At 68.8% G+C, this 18,901-nt stretch carries 15 protein-coding genes; 9 read left to right on the forward strand and 6 right to left on the reverse strand.

Features of this window, described 5'->3' with window-relative positions; translation table 11 throughout:
- Positions 1 to 48 precede the first annotated feature (48 nt).
- Both ABD333_RS36885 and ABD333_RS36890 read left to right on the forward strand, forming a co-directional pair.
- Positions 49 to 1,302 carry an acyl-CoA dehydrogenase family protein gene (locus tag ABD333_RS36885; RefSeq protein WP_344547218.1) on the forward strand — a complete coding sequence of 418 codons (1,254 nt, stop codon included), beginning with the start codon at positions 49 to 51 and terminating at the stop codon, positions 1,300 to 1,302.
- 127 nt (positions 1,303 to 1,429) lie between these two features.
- Complete coding sequence (locus tag ABD333_RS36890) at positions 1,430 to 2,089, forward strand: hypothetical protein (protein WP_344547219.1); 660 nt, start codon at positions 1,430 to 1,432, stop codon at positions 2,087 to 2,089.
- Between the two features lie 197 nt (positions 2,090 to 2,286).
- On the opposite strand, the gene ABD333_RS36895 is transcribed toward ABD333_RS36890, so the two are convergent.
- Together ABD333_RS36895 and ABD333_RS36900 are read right to left on the reverse strand one after the other, a co-directional pair.
- Positions 2,287 to 2,649: a hypothetical protein gene (locus ABD333_RS36895; RefSeq protein WP_344547220.1), complete on the reverse strand. Its 363-nt coding sequence runs from the start codon at positions 2,647 to 2,649 to the stop codon at positions 2,287 to 2,289.
- Positions 2,650 to 3,131: 482 nt separating this feature from the next.
- Complete coding sequence (locus tag ABD333_RS36900; RefSeq protein WP_344547221.1) at positions 3,132 to 3,704, reverse strand: hypothetical protein; 573 nt, start codon at positions 3,702 to 3,704, stop codon at positions 3,132 to 3,134.
- A 475-nt stretch (positions 3,705 to 4,179) separates the two neighbouring features.
- Between ABD333_RS36900 and ABD333_RS36905 the strand changes: the two genes are divergently transcribed.
- The 3 genes from ABD333_RS36905 (at position 4,180) to ABD333_RS36915 (ending at position 7,538) form a co-directional block, all read left to right on the forward strand.
- Complete coding sequence (locus tag ABD333_RS36905) at positions 4,180 to 4,752, forward strand: hypothetical protein (RefSeq protein ID WP_344547222.1); 573 nt, start codon at positions 4,180 to 4,182, stop codon at positions 4,750 to 4,752.
- Between the two features lie 489 nt (positions 4,753 to 5,241).
- Entirely contained in the window at positions 5,242 to 6,687 is a 1,446-nt protein-coding gene (locus ABD333_RS36910) for a helix-turn-helix transcriptional regulator (RefSeq protein ID WP_344547223.1), read from the forward strand.
- 371 nt (positions 6,688 to 7,058) lie between these two features.
- Complete coding sequence (locus ABD333_RS36915; protein WP_344547224.1) at positions 7,059 to 7,538, forward strand: NUDIX hydrolase; 480 nt, start codon at positions 7,059 to 7,061, stop codon at positions 7,536 to 7,538.
- Here the strand turns inward: ABD333_RS36915 and ABD333_RS36920 are convergent.
- The 4 genes from ABD333_RS36920 to ABD333_RS36935 all read right to left on the reverse strand — a co-directional run bounded on the left by ABD333_RS36920 (position 7,476) and on the right by ABD333_RS36935 (position 15,220).
- Positions 7,476 to 8,828 (reverse strand): site-specific integrase, encoded by a 1,353-nt coding sequence (locus ABD333_RS36920; protein WP_344547225.1) that lies wholly within the window; start codon positions 8,826 to 8,828, stop codon positions 7,476 to 7,478. The genes ABD333_RS36915 and ABD333_RS36920 overlap by 63 nt on opposite strands.
- A 289-nt stretch (positions 8,829 to 9,117) precedes the next feature.
- The gene (locus tag ABD333_RS36925; RefSeq protein ID WP_344547226.1) at positions 9,118 to 10,095 is read right to left on the reverse strand and encodes an Lrp/AsnC family transcriptional regulator; all 978 of its coding nucleotides are present in this window, start codon (positions 10,093 to 10,095) and stop codon (positions 9,118 to 9,120) included.
- Positions 10,096 to 10,591: 496 nt separating this feature from the next.
- Positions 10,592 to 14,956, reverse strand: coding sequence for an nSTAND1 domain-containing NTPase (locus ABD333_RS36930; protein WP_344547227.1), 4,365 nt, complete (start codon positions 14,954 to 14,956; stop codon positions 10,592 to 10,594).
- An 87-nt stretch (positions 14,957 to 15,043) separates the two neighbouring features.
- Positions 15,044 to 15,220: an AsnC family transcriptional regulator gene (locus ABD333_RS36935; RefSeq protein WP_344547228.1), complete on the reverse strand. Its 177-nt coding sequence runs from the start codon at positions 15,218 to 15,220 to the stop codon at positions 15,044 to 15,046.
- A 458-nt stretch (positions 15,221 to 15,678) separates the two neighbouring features.
- Here ABD333_RS36935 and ABD333_RS36940 point away from each other — a divergent pair, with 458 nt between their 5' ends.
- The 4 genes from ABD333_RS36940 to ABD333_RS36955 all read left to right on the forward strand — a co-directional run bounded on the left by ABD333_RS36940 (position 15,679) and on the right by ABD333_RS36955 (position 18,765).
- Positions 15,679 to 15,879 carry a hypothetical protein gene (locus tag ABD333_RS36940; protein WP_344547229.1) on the forward strand — a complete coding sequence of 67 codons (201 nt, stop codon included), beginning with the start codon at positions 15,679 to 15,681 and terminating at the stop codon, positions 15,877 to 15,879.
- Between the two features lie 1,075 nt (positions 15,880 to 16,954).
- Entirely contained in the window at positions 16,955 to 17,974 is a 1,020-nt protein-coding gene (whiA, locus tag ABD333_RS36945) for a DNA-binding protein WhiA (protein ID WP_344547230.1), read from the forward strand.
- A gap of 128 nt (positions 17,975 to 18,102) precedes the next feature.
- On the forward strand, positions 18,103 to 18,399 hold the full coding sequence (locus ABD333_RS36950) for a hypothetical protein (RefSeq protein ID WP_344547231.1): 297 nt from the start codon (positions 18,103 to 18,105) through the stop codon (positions 18,397 to 18,399).
- 147 nt (positions 18,400 to 18,546) lie between these two features.
- Positions 18,547 to 18,765: a ParA family protein gene (locus ABD333_RS36955; protein ID WP_344547232.1), complete on the forward strand. Its 219-nt coding sequence runs from the start codon at positions 18,547 to 18,549 to the stop codon at positions 18,763 to 18,765.
- Positions 18,766 to 18,901 lie beyond the last annotated feature (136 nt).

The raw sequence follows: 18,901 nt of genomic DNA on the forward strand, positions 1-18,901 counted from the left end.
GGCCACCGGGCCCAGGACCGGCAACCGCACAAGCAGAGGGGGAGCACAATGTCCGATGGGTTCCTGACCGACGATCATCACCGTCTGCGGCAGCGGGTGCGCGCCTTCGCCGAGACCGAGGTCGCCCCGCACGTGGCGGCCATGGAGTCGAGTGGCCGCGTCGAGACCGCACTGGCCCAGCTGATCGCCGCCCAAGGCTGGATCGGGGTGACCATCGACCCCGCCTACGGCGGGATGGGCGCCGGGCACCTGGCCAAAACCCTCATCATCGAAGAGCTCGCCCGCATCAGCGGCGCCATGGGCGCCATGGCGCAGGCCTCCCAGCTCGGCACCGCCACCATCATCAACTACGGCAACGACGACCAAAAACAGCGCTGGCTGCCCCAGATCGCCGCCGGGACCTGCCTGCCCACCATCGCGGTCACCGAACCGGGCTCGGGCAGCCACGTACTGGGCATGCGATCGACCGCCCGCCGCACCGGCCGCGGCGCCCGCACCCACTACGTGCTGACCGGCCGCAAGAGCTGGATCGGCAACAGCCACATCGGCCATCTGCACGCCGTCGTGGTGCGCACCGGCCGCGGCTCGCGCGGGTTGTCGGCGTTCGGAGTCGAACACGACCGGCCCGGCCTCACCGCCACCCCCTACCGGCCGGCCATGGGACTACGCGGCTTCGGCTTCGGCGAACTCATCCTGGACCGCTGCCGCGTCCCGGCCGCCAACCTGATCGGCCAGATCGGCGACGGCCTGGCCATCGCTTACAGCTCCAGCATCCTGTACGGCCGGCCCAACCTGACCGCTGTCGCGCTCGGCCTGCACCAAGCCATCGTCGACCAGACCGTGTCCTTCGCCCAGCACCGCCGCCGCTACAACGCGCCCCTAGCTCAGCTGCCCACCATCCGCGACAAGATCGGACTGCTGCAACAGCGGCTGATGACCGCCCGGATCCTGGCCTACCACGCCGTGCACCAGCTCGACCACGGCCAACCCTGCGACCACGACCTCATCAACGCCAAATACCTCAACGTCGCCGCCTCCAGAGACTCCGCCCGCGACGCCATGGACATCCACGCCGCCGCCGCGCTGCACACCGACCTGCCTCTGGAACGCTTCTTCCGCGACGTCCAGCACCTCTTCGCCCCCGCCGGCACCGGCGACATCCAACTGCACCGCCTGGCCGAAGCAGCCCTGGGCCTCGGCCACCGCCAATGGTCCCAGCGCCTCGCCCACCTGACCCGGCACCACCCCGACGCCACCCAGACCCGGACATCGGCACCAGCACACCCGACCGCCCCAGCCTGATCGCACCGAACACCAACACGCCGTTCCAACCTGCCCGCACACCCGCAGACCGGCGGCGACGCGCACCGCTACCACCACGCTGCCGAGCCAACGACGAACAAAGCCCGACGATGAACAGAGCCCGACGATGACCAAGGATCAGATCTACGCGCGCTGCCAAGCGGCTGTCGCCGCCGGCGCCCGTTACGCCTTCGACGACGCCTGCGACGACCTGTTCGAACTCACGGCGGGACCCGCCGGGCACGCCCGCGGGCCGGTCGTCGCCGCGGCGTTCAGCGACAGCATCCAGCACGGATGCCAGACACTTGGCGCCCTCACCGACGACGGACTCCCAGACGTGGCCAGGTTCGAACCGGCCGAACGCGGCCTCTTCTTCCGCCTCCCCGCCTCCCTGCCGCCACAGGCCATCGACCAGGTACGCCGCATCTACCAGCTCACCGTGCACGACGTCCGCACCTTCGTCACCGCCCGCGCGGCCGGCGACCTCACCGAGGCCGACCAGATCTACCAGCGAGTGACCGCCGCCGGTCACCTGGCCAACTTCGTGTTCCAGCTGTGGGCCACCGCAAGCATCATCCACCGGCACGTCCAAACACAGACCGCCGGCCGCCCAGGCCCGGCCTGCGACCGCGGCACGCCCCATCTGCGCACGGGCCAGTCCGCCGGCTGCACCTGCGGCCCCCTCCACGAGCCGAACACCAACAGCAACACCGCAAGCTTCGCCTCCGCCCGGCGACAGATACTCCACCGGCTGGCCGCGCTGCTGCGCGACAGGCTCGGTCGATGACCACAGGCACCTCGCTCAGGCCCGACACGCCCAACGCCCGACCATTCGCCACAGGACAGATCAACCAGGCATGTAGTCGTGTAGTGCCGCCACCGGCCAGTCCCGCCGATCCTGGACTTCCAGGTCAGCGCCGACAGGTCACCGCCGCTCATCTCCTCCTTCACCAGCGCCCCCGGCCAACCGCTCGCCGGACACGGTCAGCCAGACAGCAGGAGCCGTCCAAGTGCAGGGGAAGGGTTGGCCAGACGTCGGCCGCTGGCGACAACGCAATGCTCCACAACCTGAACCGGGTACGGCGCCCTGCGCAGGTAGCCCAAGACGATGACGATGGTCTGGCCGGCTGGCGGTTGAACACAGACGAAGGCCCGCCCGCTGGTGTCTTTGATGGGCAGGCGGTTGAGTTCGGCCGCGAGCGTCGCGGCGTCGCGGCTGCGGCGCCAGCTGATCAACCTGCTGTCGGGCGTCGCTGTGCCCGGATAACGGCAGATCAGCGCTGTGGCCGGCTGCTCTGGCACCAGCGAGCCGGACGGGGCGGCCGGTGCTGGAGCGGGCACCTGCATGTCGCCGTACCGGGGCCCACAACGCTGCGGCGAGACCGGCGCCGCCCAGGACGCCTCGGTCCGTGGACTCGGTACCGCTGAACCTCCCGGCAGGGGCTTGGGAGCGGGAGCATGTTGCGGAAGTGCAGCCAACACTCCGTACACCACCAACGACACCGCGACGAGCCCGATGGCCACGTACCTCGCACGCGACATGCCGAACATTATGAGCCGCCAAAGCCGCCCGCGTCATGACACGAAGCTGACGACCCCGCCGAGTTCGTCAATATCCACCGAGCCACCCCGTCTCCTCAACGGCGCACCGACGAGAGCACTCGCCGCCAGGATGCCAAGCCGGGCCCACACGACCGAGTCCCGCGATCCACCAGGCGTTTTGCTGCTCGGGGACCGTTACCCCAACAGCTGCGGCAGCACATGGCGTGGTCGGGTTAGCCGGAGCCCATTGCTGGGGCCCGGCTACCCGACCACACCATGTGTCGAGGTCAGGAATCGAGGTGGACCTTCCCGATGGCGGTTTGGCCGATTGCGTCGAGGTCCACTGTCGGTTGCGCCTTGCCCTTGCGGTCAAGGGGAACCTCGTAGGTCACCAGGACCAGGACGTTGGCGCGTCGGACAGCGAGATGCTTGATGCGGCCGGTGTCGTTGACGAATGCCTCATCGCCAAGTCGATCGACCGGTCGCTGCCCCTGCTTGTTGGCTCTTTGGTAGACACCCTCGTGGCGGCGGAAGGCGTCCTTGGCCACTTCGATGCCACCGTCGGTGGCCACCATGCGGTGCAGTTCATATTCGATCTTCAACCGCCCGGTGCGTGACTCGGCGATGTGTGTCCAGGTGCACGAGGTTCGCAAGGTGTACAAGGAGGAATCTGTGTGATCCTCGGCCTTGCCCGGTCCCGCGTCGGGCACCGCCCGTTCGACCACCGCCCGCGTGACCGCGGTGCAGGCGGAAGGCAGACGCGACGCCTCATGCCGTCCCGGCCACCACGACCGGTGCCACGGGCTGTGCTGGTAAACCAGCATCGCCGCCAGGCAGAGCATGACCAGTCCCCAGACCACGCTCCAGACCCTGCTCCGTAGCCGCTGGACGAACGTCAGTCCTCGTTCGCTCGCCCCCTCGGCACCTTCGGCGCCCTCGGGGGCAGGCAACCCCTTCGTGCTCATAGCGTGCGATTCTTCCGGATCGAGCCATGCGCGCGAGACCGAGCAGAGCAATGGCGACCGGGGCCCTTCCAAGGACCTTCCGCCCAAGCCACAGGCGTGGCGATGACCAACATCGTCAACGCCGCACTCGACACCCGCGTGGGCTTGTGACCGGCCTACGCCAGAACGCTCGGCACCACATCGACGGCCGCTGGACGGCCTCTGACGACCATCGACGCCACCGTCCACCTACACCAACTGTCGGGCGTCTGGATTGGTCAGCAGGTGATGGCCGGGTGCGGTCGTGCGGCTAGCCCGCAGGTCCCTGCGCGTTCGGGGGCCATGCCCTGTGCGGAGCGGGCAGGCTTGTGGCCGGTTATTGTGCTCGACCATGACCGAGGTGTCCGGTCCAGGCAGTGCACGACGCCGTCTTTCGACCGGCTTCACGACGCGCAGACGTGTGGTCAACGCCGTGATCACAGTCTTATGCGTGCCTTGGCTGTTGCTGATGGGCTTGCCGGCGGTCGCCTCGGCGGCCGAGGGCGGTTCCGCGACCGGGTTCGCAGTGGTGTTGACGGGCACTGGCGTTCTGGTTGTGGCGTCGCTCGTCATCAGCTGGGTGGGCGAATATCAGCGCGCCTATTGGCTCGATGGAACCTGCCTGATCCGCCGCAAGCTGCGGAGCGAACAGCGCTGCGATCTGACGGTCGCGGCGGTGACCGCCGACAGCATGGCTTCGGTGTTTGGTCCCTCGATTCCCAAACTCACCGCAGCCGAGCCTGGCGCACCGCCCATCACCCTTCGGCTGCGCGTGAAGGAGCGCTGGAACCAGATGCTTCCGGCGGCCGAGCTCACGCTCCTGGCGGAGGCGATCAGCGCCCGGCCCCAGATGGACGACCAGACGGCCGCGGTCGTCAACGGGCTGCGCGCCATGGCGAGCAACCCCTTCGGAACCAGTCACTGAACCCACTGCGATGTAGCTGCGCCGTGCTGACGGTCGGCCGGCTCTGCCTCCCAAGGCACACGTCGCCGCTATGAATCCGAGCCGGCCCTCTTCTTGCAGCTCTATCCCACCCGCGTACGCCGCGCTCATTCAGATCGACACGACGGTCGCCGACTCAACCGACATGGCCCGCGCCCGTGGCCATGGCGCAAGCCCGACGAGGCCGCCATCGCCCTCTCGCCGCCCCTCAACAAGCCCCCGGCCAAGTCACCGCCCGCCCCGGCGTCCGGGCAAATCGCCGGCGACCTTGCACAGCGCCATCCGCACGCCAACGGCGCGAACCGGCTCGCCAGAGGTTCTCCGCGATCGGATGGAACGTCAGCCGCGCGTTGCGCGAGGACGGGCCAAGCTCGATGCGCAGCACGGCCGGGAACTACCCCTTACGCCACACGAAAGTTACTCCCCCCGTAAGCGAAACGGTTACGCGCTCCGTAAGCTACGGTGGCGGGTATGAGCGAAGCGCAACTCGGCACCTCCGACATCGCCCGGCTGCTGGGAATTTCCCGGCCCCGCGTGTGGCAGCTCCGCAAGGACCCGACCTTCCCTCAGCCGATCGGGCGCGACAAGAACGACCACGAATACTGGTACGAGACACAGATCCTGCGATGGGCCGCCACTGCCCGCAAGGACTTGGCGGCCAAGGCTCCACGGCTGTGGCGGGCAACGTCCGGGCGCCGAGCACCATACCTGGGCACGACGATCATCGACGGGTACATGGTGGTGCTGTGGGACAGCGAAGTAGGCCGGATCGGGCAGGCATACGCCCCGGCAGGGCTGCCCATCGACCGGACCGGAGAGATCCTGGCGCGGCTGTTGCCCCGAGTGCACGCCGATGTACTGGTGGGCCAAGACGCCGCGCAGTACGACCAGTGGGGCCCTGAGCTGCGCGCAGTCGACGCCGATGTTCCCGACCGCGTCTACCGGCCACGATGGGCAGATCTCGCCAACGTCATCGGGACGGCCGCGCCGTACTGGCCGCACGGCCTGGTGCAACCTGAGGCCATGGAACGGTGGATGCCCGACAGCCCCCCGCCCGCCGTTGCACCCCGGCACCCCGAGCTGAACACGGCGCCGCTACTGCGCATGCACAGCACCAGTCCCGATGACTCTCACACCGGCCGCGCAGCCCTCCACCTGGCCCGTGCGATCGACGCTCAGGCAGCCGAGGCTGCCCGAGGGGACATCCGCATGCTGGCCAACCGCATCGACCGGTCGTCCATTGCGCTGGCCGCAACCATCCTCGAGCCGGCCGCGGTCGACGATCCCCGCGAGGAGGTCCTCCGCAACGGGTGGTCTGAGATCATCGTCCGCAGCGACCCGCTGGCGCACGAGTGTGTCCTGCTCGCCGCCCAGTGGGACGGCGGCCGCTACTTCCCGTTCTCCACCACCACGACCCTGCGACGCGAGCATTCCGACCAGGCCCGAGCCTGGTACGACACGCTCAAGCCCGCCGAGAGCACCGCCGCGATCACTCGGCTGACCCGAGGCACCCCACAAGCCTGCTTCACCGATCCCGCCACCGACCTGCCCGCCATCATCAGCGAGCGCGGTGATCTGGTCGCCGCCGTCCCGCAGCGCCTTCCGGCGTCCAAGCCACTGGGCGAGGTCATCTTCAGCGACGGCCAAGTATGGATCCGTACCACCGACGGCACCCTCTACCTCGCCCCCGAGCAGTCCGGCTGCGGCCTCATGTGGGGCTACCGCGGCTCGGGCGCCACCACCCTGGCCTACCTGCTCAACCGGCTCCTCGCCGACATCAACTCACTCAGCCCGCGTCACGTTCCAGGGCAAGACGAGCAGGTGCCACCGGGATTGTTCGAGCTCATCGCCAATACCCCCCGCACCGAGGGAGCCACCTATACCCGCGCCGAACTGCTGTCGGCCCAAGCAGCCTGAGTGGCGGCCAACCGGCCGCCATGAGGGCATGCCGCCAGCGAGCACACCCACGAAACACATCGAACCGCCCCCAGCAAGGACGGGCCTTGCAAGGGCAAAGATCCTGGAGCTTGCCGCGCCTGCGGCGCGCGCGGATCAACTGGGACTGGTGGTTTGGCCCAGCGCGCGACGAGTTGAGCGCTGTACGGCTGTCCGGCCGCCACCGGGTCACCATTGCCACCAGGGCCCGAAACCCACCACCCGCCCCGGACTTCAGCGCTCGATACGATCGGCACCCGGACGATGCTGCCGTTCGGCTGTCGACCGCTTGTCGTTCCCGCCTCGAACGAGGTGACCTGAATTGCCCCCGCCTGACGATCGGAGGCTCCATCGTGGCCAGACGCATCGACTACTTCGACGATCCTTCAGCGCCAGCGGCCAACAGCCTGGTCCCTTCGGTCAACGTCGTTGTCACCAACGACGCCGGCGACATCCTGATGATCCGCCGTACCGACAACGGCAACTGGGCACTTCCCGGCGGCGGCATCGACCTCGGCGAGTCCGTGGCGCAGGCCGCCGTCCGCGAGACCGCCGAGGAGACGGGCATCGACTGCGAGGTCACCGGGCTCGTGGGGATCTACTCTGACCCGCGCCACGTGATCCACTACACCAGCAACGACGAGGTCCGGCAGGAGTTCTCCATCGTCCTCACCGCCAAGCCGGTCTCGGGGAACCTGCGCACCAGCAGCGAATCCGCCGACGTCCGCTGGGTCGCCTCCCAGGACCTGAGTCAGCTCGTCATGGTCGATTCAATGCGGCGACGCCTGACCGACTTCCTCCAAGGCCCCCGGAAGGGGCCCGTCATCGCATGAGCGGCCCGGCGCAGCCGGCGCCGCGATCTTCCCGCTGAACAGACGGTCCATGCGCGCGGCGCCGGTGCGAACGACAGGCCGGATCTGGTGCCGGTACACCGTCACGGTGGTGGTGATGTTGGCGTGCCCGACCAGATCGGCGAGGGCCTCGGCCGACACCTGGTCGTCGGACAGCACCGACACGAACGTGTGCCGCAGTTCACGCGGGCAGAACTCGCGGCCGAGCCCGGCCGCATCGGTGATCTTCCGAAACCAGTACTGGACCTGGCTAGCGGTGTACGGCGTTCCGTCCGCACGGCAGAACACCAGCCCGTGCTCGCGGTGGGCGTCGCCGAGCTCGCACCGGTCGACGGCCTGTTGTGCTTGGACGGCGCGCAGTGCCTCGACCGCCAGCTGCGACAGCTGCAGGCCGCGGCGGCTCGTGCTGGTCTTGGTGTCGCCGCCGAACCGGTCCGACCGCACCACGTACACCACCGCGGCATCCAGGTCGACCTCATCCCAGCGCAGCGCCCGCAGCTCCTCGGTCCTGAGCCCGGTGGTCACGCCGACCACCACATAGGGGCCGAGCCGGTGCCGGCCGTAGATCGCTGCCGACAGCAAGGCGGCCGCCTGCTCCATGGTCAATGACTTGGACGGCCGGCCCGGCTGCTGCCCCTTGGGGGTATCGACGAGCTCAGCGACGTTCCGCGTCGCCTTGTCGTGCCGCCAGGCCCGCCGCAGCGTCCGCTTCAGCAGCCCGTGCAGCACACCCAACGTCGAGCTGCTGAGCACCTTGGCTCGGTCGTGCAGCCATTCCTCGACCCGGTCGGCCGACAACTCCAAGACCAGCGTCGCGCCGAGCTGGGGAATCACGTGGTGGTTCACCAGGCCCCAGTAGGCGGTCATGGTCGCTGGCGCCCTGCCTTGTTTCTCCAGCGCATCGAGGAATTCAGTGACGGCCTGGGCGACGGTGTAGCGGGCAGCGCGCGTTCCGCGGCGCAGATCCTCCACCGTCCACACCAGCCGGTCCAAAAGAGTCCGGTCAACCGTCCGCGGCTCACGGCGGTCAACGCGTGCGATCTCGGTGAGGAAGTCGGCCACCGCCCGCTCCACCAGTGACCAGCCCTGCTCCTTGCGGTCTCGGTCTCGCACGGCCCGGCGCAGCTTCGCTCGTACCTCGTCAGGGGAGCTGGCCCTGCGTTTGAGGCGTTCCCGCCGCCCGTCCGGCAGATATCCCACGTCGAGCGCCCCGGTCCAGCCGTTGCCCTCGGGATAGATCGACCCCTTGTACTTGCCGACCCTGACCTTCACCGCGCCCTGCTCCTCGTGCCCCCGTATACATGGCTCCGCTCCACTCCTACGCACGATCACCCTGGCGTACCTGGGGGCGATGTGTGAGGTGTTTGTCAGCGACGTCCCAGGACGTCCTCTCGGCGGGCATAGGACCACGCCGACGCCGACAAGCGCGTCAGGCGCCCTACGCCGGGCCTGCGAAGACGCGCGGGATCTGAATTTGTCCGACCCCTTGTAGCACGGCGCGCACGGCGCCGACGGGTGAGCAGTGAGCTGGTGCAGGCGTCCATCTAGGCTGCCGGGCCACTCACTTCGCCCGCGCCTGCCCAGGTACCCAACCGGCCACTGGTGGCGCTGGTGCGGCGTCCGCTGGCGGGATAGGGGGAAGCGATCGGAATCGGTTGGGGTGACGCCACGACGTCCAGTACCGACCACGACGCGAAACCACGCAGTCCGCCCAGGTGGCGGATCTGGCTGAGGAGGTCGCCAGCCGCCGCGGCGACTCGGCGGTGACCTCACCGAAGACCTCGTAAGGGCCCCATCCCAACGCCAGCGATGTCACCCCGCCGAGGCGTGTGAGCGGTGCGGTGACGGCGTCGGCATCGTCGGCGAGCTGCAGGCCGAACCCTGCTGTGGCGCGCAGGCGCACACGCTGTGCGTCGATGACCGCTCTGATCGCCACGGTCTCCTCGTGCAGCAGCCGCAGAGTCCGGGATCGGGTGGCTGCCTGCGAGAGTCCGATACCAGAGCTGAGCGCGGTGAACGGGGCGCGGCCGTCGCGGGCAAGGATGCTGATCAGCGGCCAGTCCACCTCGTCCAGCTCTGGCTGTGTGCTCAGTGGTGCGGGCACCAGCCCATCGGTGATCGGCTCGGCCACTCTCAGCACTCCTAGCGTGTCTACGCCCGGATGACGACGGATCTGATTGACCTCGGCCGCGAGCGCGCGGTCGTCTCGGGTGCGGACCCGAAGCATCACGTCGTGGCCGCCCGTGGTGATCTGCGCAGCGTAGACGGCGGCCCGGCTGGCCAGCTCGGCGGCGACCGTTGTGGCGTCACCGCAGGTGCCGACGAGCAGCCATGCGTCGACGTGCAGACCGCAGACCTGCGGATGCACTGCGCCGATCACCCGCACCACCCCAGAGTCCAGCAAAAGCTGCACCCGGGTCCTGGCCGCGGTCCGTGACAGACCAACATTCCCTGTCAAGTTCATCTGTTCACTATGTTCGCTGCTTGGCTCGGTTGGTGAGCCAAAGGACTCTGTGGAACGGCCTGTGGAGCAGCGCATTCGTCGGGGGTAGGGCTATGGGTATCTCACGGTGAGGACTACTGCCGGTCCCTGAGCGTCGGCACCGCGGAACGTAATGCCGTTGAGGGTCAGCGTTCCCGAGGTGGTGAAGGTGACTTTCCATGTGCGGTCGTCTGGAGGTTGCTCCTCGAGCCGTACGACGTTGCCGTTGACCGTCACCGCCATTGGTTGGAGTCTTTCGGCAAAGCGGATCTGATCACCGGTCCTGATCGTGAGTCGGCATGTCGGCTTGGGGCAGGTCAAGGTCTTGCCGGGCGGCGCGGAGGCGGTAGCTGAAGCGGCCTCTTGGCGGGTAGTGGTGGACGTTGGCGATACTGCCGTCGGCGGATTCTTCGGTGTGGTCGGTGGTGTCCCTTCACTGCACCCGGCCAGCGCGACAACGAGGAGAGAGGTGTTCGCGGCCACCCGCCCACGACGTGTGGGCGAGCCGTGCGGTTCTGCTCTGAGCCCGCGTTGTTTCGGCAATGCTCCTCCTTCACCGGCATGGTTGTTGCAAGGGACGGCCGGGGGCGTAGGCGTTCCACTCCTGAGCGCTGAACTGGGCCGGGCCCAGCTGGGAGCAGACCCGATCGATCAGGGGATCCGCGGGTAGGACGACATCCCATTGACGCAGGGTCTGGTCGTCGCTGCCGGTGAGCAGGGTGGCGCCGTCGGGGCTGAAGGCCAGGCTGTTGATGGCTTTGGTGTGTCCGGTGAGTGGGGATCCGACCGGGCGTCGGGTGCGCACGTCCCAGAGTCGGGCGGTGCCATCTGCGCTGCCGGTGGCCAGCAGACGGCCGTCGGGGCTGAAGGCCACGGCGGTGACTGCGCCGGTATGGCCGCTCAGGGGTGGGCCGACCTGGCGTCCGGTCGCCGGACTCCACAGCTTGGCAGTGTCGTCTCCGGCGCTGGTCATAGCGCCGCATTCCCGGGACTTTCCGTGGCAGATGACCCGGCCACCGCCACCGGTTGCCAGCAGACGGCCGTCGGGGCTGAAGGAGATCGTGTTAACCGAACCGCTGTGGCCTTGCAGTGGCCCTGCGATCTGGCGCTGGGCGTGCCGGTCCCAGATTTGGGCGGTGGTGGCTGTACCTTCGCCGACACCGCAGACGCCGTCGCCTTCGCAGGCAAATTGCCCGGTGTCTCCGCTGCCGGTGGCCAAGAGACGGCCGTCGGGGCTGAAGGCCATCGATCTGGCCGGGTCAACCCTGGTGATCAGAGGAGGCCGGGTCTTTCGTTGAGTCGCCACGTCCCATTCCTGGATCAGGTTGTGGCGGTCGGTGTCGTCGAGGGTGGCGGCGGTGGCCAGGGTGCGGCCGTCGGGGCTGAAGGCCAGTGAGGTGATCTTGTGGCCGGGCTCTGTGATCGGCGATCCGATCGGGCGTCTGGCGGCCAGGTTCCACAGCTGGACGGCGTTGCCCTTGTCTTGGGATTGGGGCCGGTAGAGCAGGGTCGCCAGGGTGCCTGCGTCGGGACTGAGGGCGGTGGTGATGAGGTACTCGTTGGGTCGGCCGGGCAGAGGCGGGCTGGACGGGCGCCGCGTGGTCCGATCCCAGATCTTGACCGTGGCGTCGTCTCCGCCGCTGATCATGTGTTTGCCGTCAGGGGTGAACGCGGTGCTCCGGATGGCTTGGCCGTGGCCGCGGATGGGGCCGCCGAGGGGGCGCAACACGGTGGTGTCCAGGAGTTGGATCGTGCCGTCGCTGCTGCCGGTGGCCAGGGTTTGGCCGTCGGGGCTGAACGTCAGCGTGCTGGCGGGATGGGCGGTGTCGGTCAGCGATTCACGCCATTGCCGGGTGCGTACGTTCCACAGCTGGACAGTGCGGTCGACTCCGGCGCTGGCCAGCATCGCGCCGTCGGGAGAGAACGCCAGGGAGGTGACCTGACCGGTGTGGACGGAGAATCCTTGGGCGCGTGGCCGCGGCCGGGTCAGGTCCCAAAACCACACCGCGCCTGCCGAATCGGCGGCCGCCAACGTGGTTGCGTCGGGGCTGAGCGTCAGGGCGGTGAGACCTGGGACCGACTCTGGTCGCACGTCCGCACGGCGATGGCGGGCGACATCCCACAGCCGTATGTTGTCCTCGTCTGAACCGTCGCTGATGGCCAGTGTTCGGCCGTCGCGGTCGAACGCCAGCATCTTGGAACCGTCAGCGGTGGCGATCGGTTTGCCGTGGGGACGCAGCGTCCGCACATCCCACAGTTGGACTCCTTCGGTCTGGCCTTCGCTGGCCAGCAAGGTGCCGTCGGGGGTGAACTCCGCCGTCCGCCACCCGAATCCGAACTTTCCCTCCGGGGCGACCACGTCACCTAGATGGCGGCGGGTGACGGAGTCCCAGAGTCGGATCGTGCGATCTCCTTCCTCGAACGGCGCCGCGATCTTGAAATCGCGGCTGATGCCCACGCCCTCGAGGTTGCTGTCGTCAGCCGACTTGGCGGCCAGGGGCTGGCCCACCGCGTGCCGCGCGGCCACGTTCCAGCGTCGAACCACACCGTCGGAACCGAAGCTGGCCAACTGAGCGCCGTCACGGCCGAACACCAGCCGGGACACGGCGCCGCCGTGCACCCCGACCAGTCCACGAGCGGGGCGGGCCAGCACGTTCAACATGCTGTGGCGGGCTTCGTCGGTGTCGGCGGTGCGCCAGGCGGCCGCCGCCAGCAGGGACGCGGTCGCCGGGGCAGTGCTGGCCAGGCTGTCGCTGCGTGCGGCCAACTGGCGCGACACCGCCCGCTCGCGTTCGCGGCCGGCGGCCGCGCCGGACTGCTGGGCGTTGACGAATCCGGCCACCGCCAGCAACAGCAGCACCGTTTGAAGGGCCACGATGATGCGCCATCGGCGCTTGCGCAGGGTCGCGGCACGGATTCCGGCTTGGAGGAACTCGCCCACCACACCGTCGAGTTCGCGATAGCGATCGGGGTCCTGACGCCACTGCGCTTGACGCTGCCTGATGTCTTCCAGACGGACCCCTCGATACAAGAAGGAGGCATCCCTGTCCTGCTGGTCCCATTCGCGGGCGTGTTCGGACAGCTGGTTGAACAACGCGTCGTCGGCGACATCGTCCTGCAGCCAGGACCGCAGCCGCGGCCATGCCTCCACCAGCACCGCATGGGCGATTTCGCAGGTGTCGTCGTTGAGGACCACAAGCCGCGCGGCGGTAAACGCCTCCAGCACTGCGGTCAGATCGTCTGCCCCGGCCCCCGAGGGTAGCCCCGCCCGTTCCACCCGGCGCAGCCGCACCTGCCCGTCGGCCACGATGACCATCCGGCGAAATACCGTGCGTGCAAGTTCCTGCTGACGCTGCGACAGCCGCCGGTATGTCGCGTCGGCGCTCTTGGCGATGGCATGTGCGACCCCGCCGATCTCCTCATATCCCCGGACCGTGAGCCGACCATCGTCTTGATGCTCCCAGGTCAGCATCATCGCCTGGGAGAGCAGAGGCAACGCGCTCACCGCGCGCGGCAGATCAGCCAAGATTGTGCTGACCAGGTTGTCCTCGACGATCGCTCCGGCTGCCTCAGCGGGGCCGGTGATGGCCCGCCTCAACTCGTCCGGGCGCATCGGGCCGACAACGAACTGCCCCTCCCGCAGGGCCGGTACCAGCTCGGGGTGGTCGGCGCAGCGGCCCCAGAAATCCCCTCGCACTCCCAGCACCACCAGCGCCGGCGGCCGGTCGTGCGGTCCGATCGACGTGGTCGCGGCGGCATGCAGGGCAGCAATGTAGGCGCGTCGTTGCGCCTCGTCGTGGACAAGGGTGAACAGTTCCTCGAACTGGTCCACGACCAGGACCAGCCGTTCGGCGTCGCTGCGCGTCGGCAACGCCGACCGCACCACCCGGTGCGCATTGGCGGGCTCTCCAGTGAGATCCCGCCGTAACCGCGCCTCGTCCATGCGGCCAAGTCGCGACAGGTGTTCGGCCAGCTCATAGAACGGATCGCGGGTGGGCGTGATGACCAAGCGCTGCCATTGGCCCTCTAGAGCGCCGCGCCCGATCGCCGGCAGCAGCCCGGCACGCAACAGCGACGACTTGCCCGACCCAGAGGCCCCGGTCACCACCACCAGCCCCCGCGCCTGCACGCGCTGGCGGGCAAGCCGAACGAGATCATCGGTCGTCTGTTCCCGGCCGAAAAAGATCGCGCCCTGATCCTGCTCGAACGGATACAACCCCCGGTAAGGGCATCCGTCAGCCCACCGCACCTGCGGCTGTCCCGGGCCAGGCATGGTCCGCGTCCGCTGCTCGACCCTGGCCAGCAGATCCATCATGCGCGCCACATCACCGGACTGGCGCCGCCACACCTGCTGATCGGCGCGACGCGCCGCGGCCTCCCGCTGTTGCCCCTGCAAGATCACAGTGAGGGTCTGGCGCATATCCGACAACTCGCCGCCCAGCTCGGCCAGTGCGGCGACCAGCAGGTCCTGCAACTGGCGGTCGCCGGACCGCACGGCCTCCTCGACAGCCACGCCCACCACGTCGAACTGACGGAACACCTCGGCGATCTCCCGGCGAAGCTCCCCGACAACGTGCTGATCACCAGCCTCCAACGCGGCCAGGATCCGACGTTCCAGCTCGCGCTCAATCTCGTCCTGCGACGGCTCACGCCCCTCAGCCCGCAGAGAACCGATGGCCTCGTTCACCACATCGGTGAGCACGTTGGCGCCCACCGACCCGACCACACCCAGCGTCGCCGCCACCGCCGCAGGAGCACCAGCGGTCACCGCGAGCACCGGCCCCAGCGCCCCCGCACACAGCGCCGCCACCAGACTGGCCGGAGTGGCCCTGCGAACACCTCGACCCACCGACCGCAGCCGCGCTCTGACACCGGCCCGCATCGATTCGGCTTCGTCGCCGCCCGAGCCTTCGGTCATACGCCTCATCCCCGCGGACACGCTGTCCCTCGACAGCCTAAGGACGAGCCCATCTCCCAGCCAAGGCCAAGGACGCGCTTGAACACGCTAAGCATTCAGGGAACCGACATGGTCGGCCAGCGACTGGTAGGTGGCCCGGCCGTCGTCGGCGAGTGCGGCGAGGAGACTCAGATCCACAGAGTCCAGCGCGGCGGTCTCCGTCGCTTCGATGTGGTCACGGCCGTCGTTGCTCTCCATGCTCGCCAGCGTCATCGCGTTCAGCACAGCGCACCCTCGCGGTTGATCCGTCGTCAACATCGGTCCGTCCGCGCCGACACCGCTACGGCGCACGATTTAGCGGTACACCGCCGACAGGACGGTAGTTTTCTCCAACCACAAGTGATGTGTCTATGGGTGACCTTCCCGTCGCCCGAAGTGGCCTAAGGCGGTCACGGGCCGCGGAACAGCGTCTGCACCACCTCATCCCGTGGAACCGATCATCGCGACAGACAGATCATCCGATACTCGTGCCGTCCAGCGGCGCACGTAGGATCGACCCGATCCCGCTTGAGCGATTCAACGACGCACGGGACTGGTGGCGCCTTCGCCTGTGCTGCGGTGCGCTCGACTCGGCAATTCCGTCCGGCGAGAATGGTCAGCTCCCCTGGGGTCGGCAGGTGCGATTCTTTCCGGGCAACCGACCCCGGCCAGAGCACGTTTCCGCTGGTCATAGCATGCGTGTCGTGGGAATGCGGTGGGTGGCTCCAGACGGCTGGGATGTCGAGCACATCGTGCTCAATGGCCGTCCGTGTCTGCGCGCCCGCCGACATGGCTACCTCCAGGGCTACTGTTACTCGATCGAGGAGTTGGCGCGTCTGCTGGACCGATGGGGGCTCGCGCTGGAGTACCTGGTCGAGACGCTGCCCCACCGGCAGGCCGGCTGAACGGCGGTCCGCCAGAGGTGGCCCGCCTGCGCCCCTCCGGCTCCCAGGTCGCGGCCTCGGCAGGATCTGCACCGGCGTCGATGAGCAGGTCCGCTGCGATGAGCCGCTGCTCACGGTCAGCGCCGACCGCTCCGCCCCGCAGGATTCCGGCGACCTCGGCCATGAGATCGGTGCGCAGGGTGCTCGGTGGCGGGTGCGGGGAACGGCGGCGCGGCCGTGCGGTGACCGTGGCGGCGGCCTGCAGTTCCGCGACGGCGTCCTGGCGCGCCTGACCCTCTGGGCGTCTCCATCCAGCGCGCCGTTTGGCGACGGCGAGGAGACGGGCAGCGATGATCCCGTCCTCATCCACGTAGTGCATGACCAAAGCATAGAACTCGTGTTCGAGCGCGTGACCGCAGGGCAGCCGTGACCAGGGAAGATATTCTCGCGTGACGGCCAGCGGCATCTGTCACCCTCCCGGTGATGCTTGTCACCTAGATCAAGTCCGTGGATGTCCGCCCTGGCCGAAGCGCTCCGGCCCGGTGACAAGCACGATGGGAACGCTGCCAGGTAGCGACAATCTCTGAGCACCGGTGCCAACTATCACTCGGAGGCGAGCGCAATTCCCCAGGTCACCAGGCCAGCCGGTGACAGGTAGCCCTGGATGTCACACCCCGGCCGCTGCCAGAGGCGGTGTGACGGCCGACAGGACAACCGTGGACCGATTCGGACCCTCCAACGCGGTGTTGCCCGCTCTGGTCGCCTGTGTGATCAGCCGTTAGCCTGGATGGCCAGGCGGATGGCGTCGTTTGATCGCTGCGCCCTGACGCTGCCGCAGCTACCTCTCGCTTCAGCGAACAGGAGCCACCCAGACCGTGATCGGCTGCCAGACCGCCACACCCTCCGCCGCCACCGTCGGCGACCGTACGGTTCACGGGGACATCGTCGGTGCCGTGCCCGCCGAGTCTGGTCCAGGTCGGCACCGCCGCGACCGCACGGCTTTGACGTCCGCCGCCATCGCGATGGTCATCCAGCAGCGCGGCGCAGACCACGGGCGCACTGTCAGCCGGGCCGCCGGCGAGCGGGGCACTGCACCGTGAGCTGGCCGCAGCGGGTCTGCACCGAACTGGCCGCCGCAACCGCTTCGGCGCAGGTGCGGCGCTGCTGTCGCCAGGTCCAGCTGGCGGTGCTGCTGCGCCTGGCCGGGCAGACCTACCGTTGCGGCGCGCACCTGGTCATCGAGGCCGAACTGAGCGCCGCGGCCGCGGCCACCGCGCGCGCCGCCCTGCTGGCGGTGCCGCCCGCCGCGCGGCCACAGCGCATCACGCTGCGGCCGACCGGCAACACCGACCGCGTACTACAGATCACCGAACCCGGCACCGGACGGCTGGCGACATGGACCGGACTGCTGGAGACCGCGCTGCGCGCCGACGGCGGGCTGCCGCGCTTTGTGGTCAGCGCGTCCCGCTGCTGCACCGTCGCGGCGTGGCAGGCGGCATTCCTGGCCGCCGGCACTCTGTCGCGCCCGGCCCGCGGCAGTGAACTGTCGGTCGCCTGCCCCACCACCGCCACCGCGCTCGCCCTCACCGGCCTGGCCCGGCGCCTACCCGCCACACCCGGCAACCCCGGCGACTCGGAGAACGTGGTGCCGCACGCGACCGTGCGGCCGCCGGGCCGGCGCATGCTGCCCACGGGCCCGGCCGCCGAACTGGCCGCCGTCAGCGGCGACGAGGAGATCACCGCGCTGCTCACCCGCATCGGCGCACCCGCCACAGCGGCCGACTGGGCCACCGCCCGCCGCACCGCGCACGCCCGCCGCACCGCCCCGATGCTGTCCGGCGCCTGCTCGCAGAACCGCCAGCGTCAGCACCGCGCCGCCACCGACACCATCGCCAAGCTCCAGACCGCGCTCGAAGTCCTGGATGGGCTCGGCGTCACGCTGCCCCAGCCGCTCACCGACGCCGCCCAACTCCGTCTGGCCCACCCGGCCCTCAGCCTGGAACAACTCGCCCAGATCGCCGACCCGCCCACCACCAAAGACACCATCGCCGGACGTCTACGGCGTCTGCTTGCCCTTGCTGGCAGCCACACCAACAACAGCACGGCGCCCCAATGATCCGGCGACTTGAGCACCGACGTCTCATGCGGCCACCCGGCCTACCGCGGTCGTCGGCTTGCCGGTCCCGGGGACCGCACGAGCGCCGCCCCGGCTGGTCTGTCCGAGGGCTGGCGTAGGTTGCCCGCATGAGGTGGGAGGAACATCTGGACTGCCCGCCCATGGTGCAGATGTCGGGCAGTCCCCCACGGCCTGTCTACCTGCTGGCCTGGGTCCGCTCCGACGTCGATGCCCGGTGGCGTGGCGTGGTCACCTACATTCAGCAGCACGACGATCAGCCGGCCCAACGCGTCGTCATCGACGTCGCAGGCGACCGGCTGGCGACACTGCTACCACCGGTCGCCTACCACAACGTGCCGCGACTGCACCTGACCGCCAGCGGCGCCGTACAACCATGGCAACCGCAGCCGCAATCCGACCCGTGACCGGCCTCCCCGGCCAAACGCTCGACCCACCCCCGTTAAGGCGAAGCGTCCAGAGCCGCCTAACCGGTAGGTGCTTGGCCCGGACTTTGTGATGCTGCTTCGTGACGGTCCAGATTGCGGCACACTTTGCTTGCGAAGATTGGGGTTGTGGTGGAGATCGTCGTCAGCAGTCAAGTAGACAGATCCGGCAAGACCACCTCGACGATCAACCTGGCGGCCTCGCTCGAACTGCGCGCCGCCAGGCCGCTCATCATCGATAATGATGCCGCGTCCTCTGCCGAGGTTCCACGGCAGCCCGACCTGCCGCCAACCCTCCGCCTGCGCCTGGCCCGGCTGGGAATCGACGGCGAGGGCTGTGACAGTTGAGCCCTGCGTGGATTTAGGGCCTCTGAGCGCCTAGGCACTAAATCCCGGGCCCGTTGGTAGCTGCGCCCTCGGCAGGAACGGCCCTCGGCGGCCGACCTTGGCCAGCAATGACCTCATGTCCTTGGCAGGAGAGCAT

Source organism: Actinomadura fulvescens (genome assembly GCF_039533225.1).
In the GTDB taxonomy this organism is placed as follows: Bacteria; Actinomycetota; Actinomycetes; order Streptosporangiales; family Streptosporangiaceae; genus Spirillospora; species Spirillospora fulvescens.

Bases quoted from the DNA above. Each gene is read 5' to 3' on its own strand.
- ABD333_RS36890 (WP_344547219.1), top strand. From the start codon at position 1,430: ATGACCAAGGATCAGATCTACGCGCGCTGCCAAGCGGCTGTCGCCGCC.
- ABD333_RS36905 (WP_344547222.1), top strand. From the start codon at position 4,180: ATGACCGAGGTGTCCGGTCCAGGCAGTGCACGACGCCGTCTTTCGACC.
- ABD333_RS36930 (WP_344547227.1), bottom strand. From the start codon at position 14,956: ATGACCGAAGGCTCGGGCGGCGACGAAGCCGAATCGATGCGGGCCGGT.
- ABD333_RS36925 (WP_344547226.1), bottom strand. From the start codon at position 10,095: ATGCGCTGCTCCACAGGCCGTTCCACAGAGTCCTTTGGCTCACCAACC.
- ABD333_RS36950 (WP_344547231.1), top strand. From the start codon at position 18,103: ATGAGGTGGGAGGAACATCTGGACTGCCCGCCCATGGTGCAGATGTCG.
- ABD333_RS36895 (WP_344547220.1), bottom strand. From the start codon at position 2,649: ATGCAGGTGCCCGCTCCAGCACCGGCCGCCCCGTCCGGCTCGCTGGTG.
- ABD333_RS36910 (WP_344547223.1), top strand. From the start codon at position 5,242: ATGAGCGAAGCGCAACTCGGCACCTCCGACATCGCCCGGCTGCTGGGA.
- ABD333_RS36885 (WP_344547218.1), top strand. From the start codon at position 49: ATGTCCGATGGGTTCCTGACCGACGATCATCACCGTCTGCGGCAGCGG.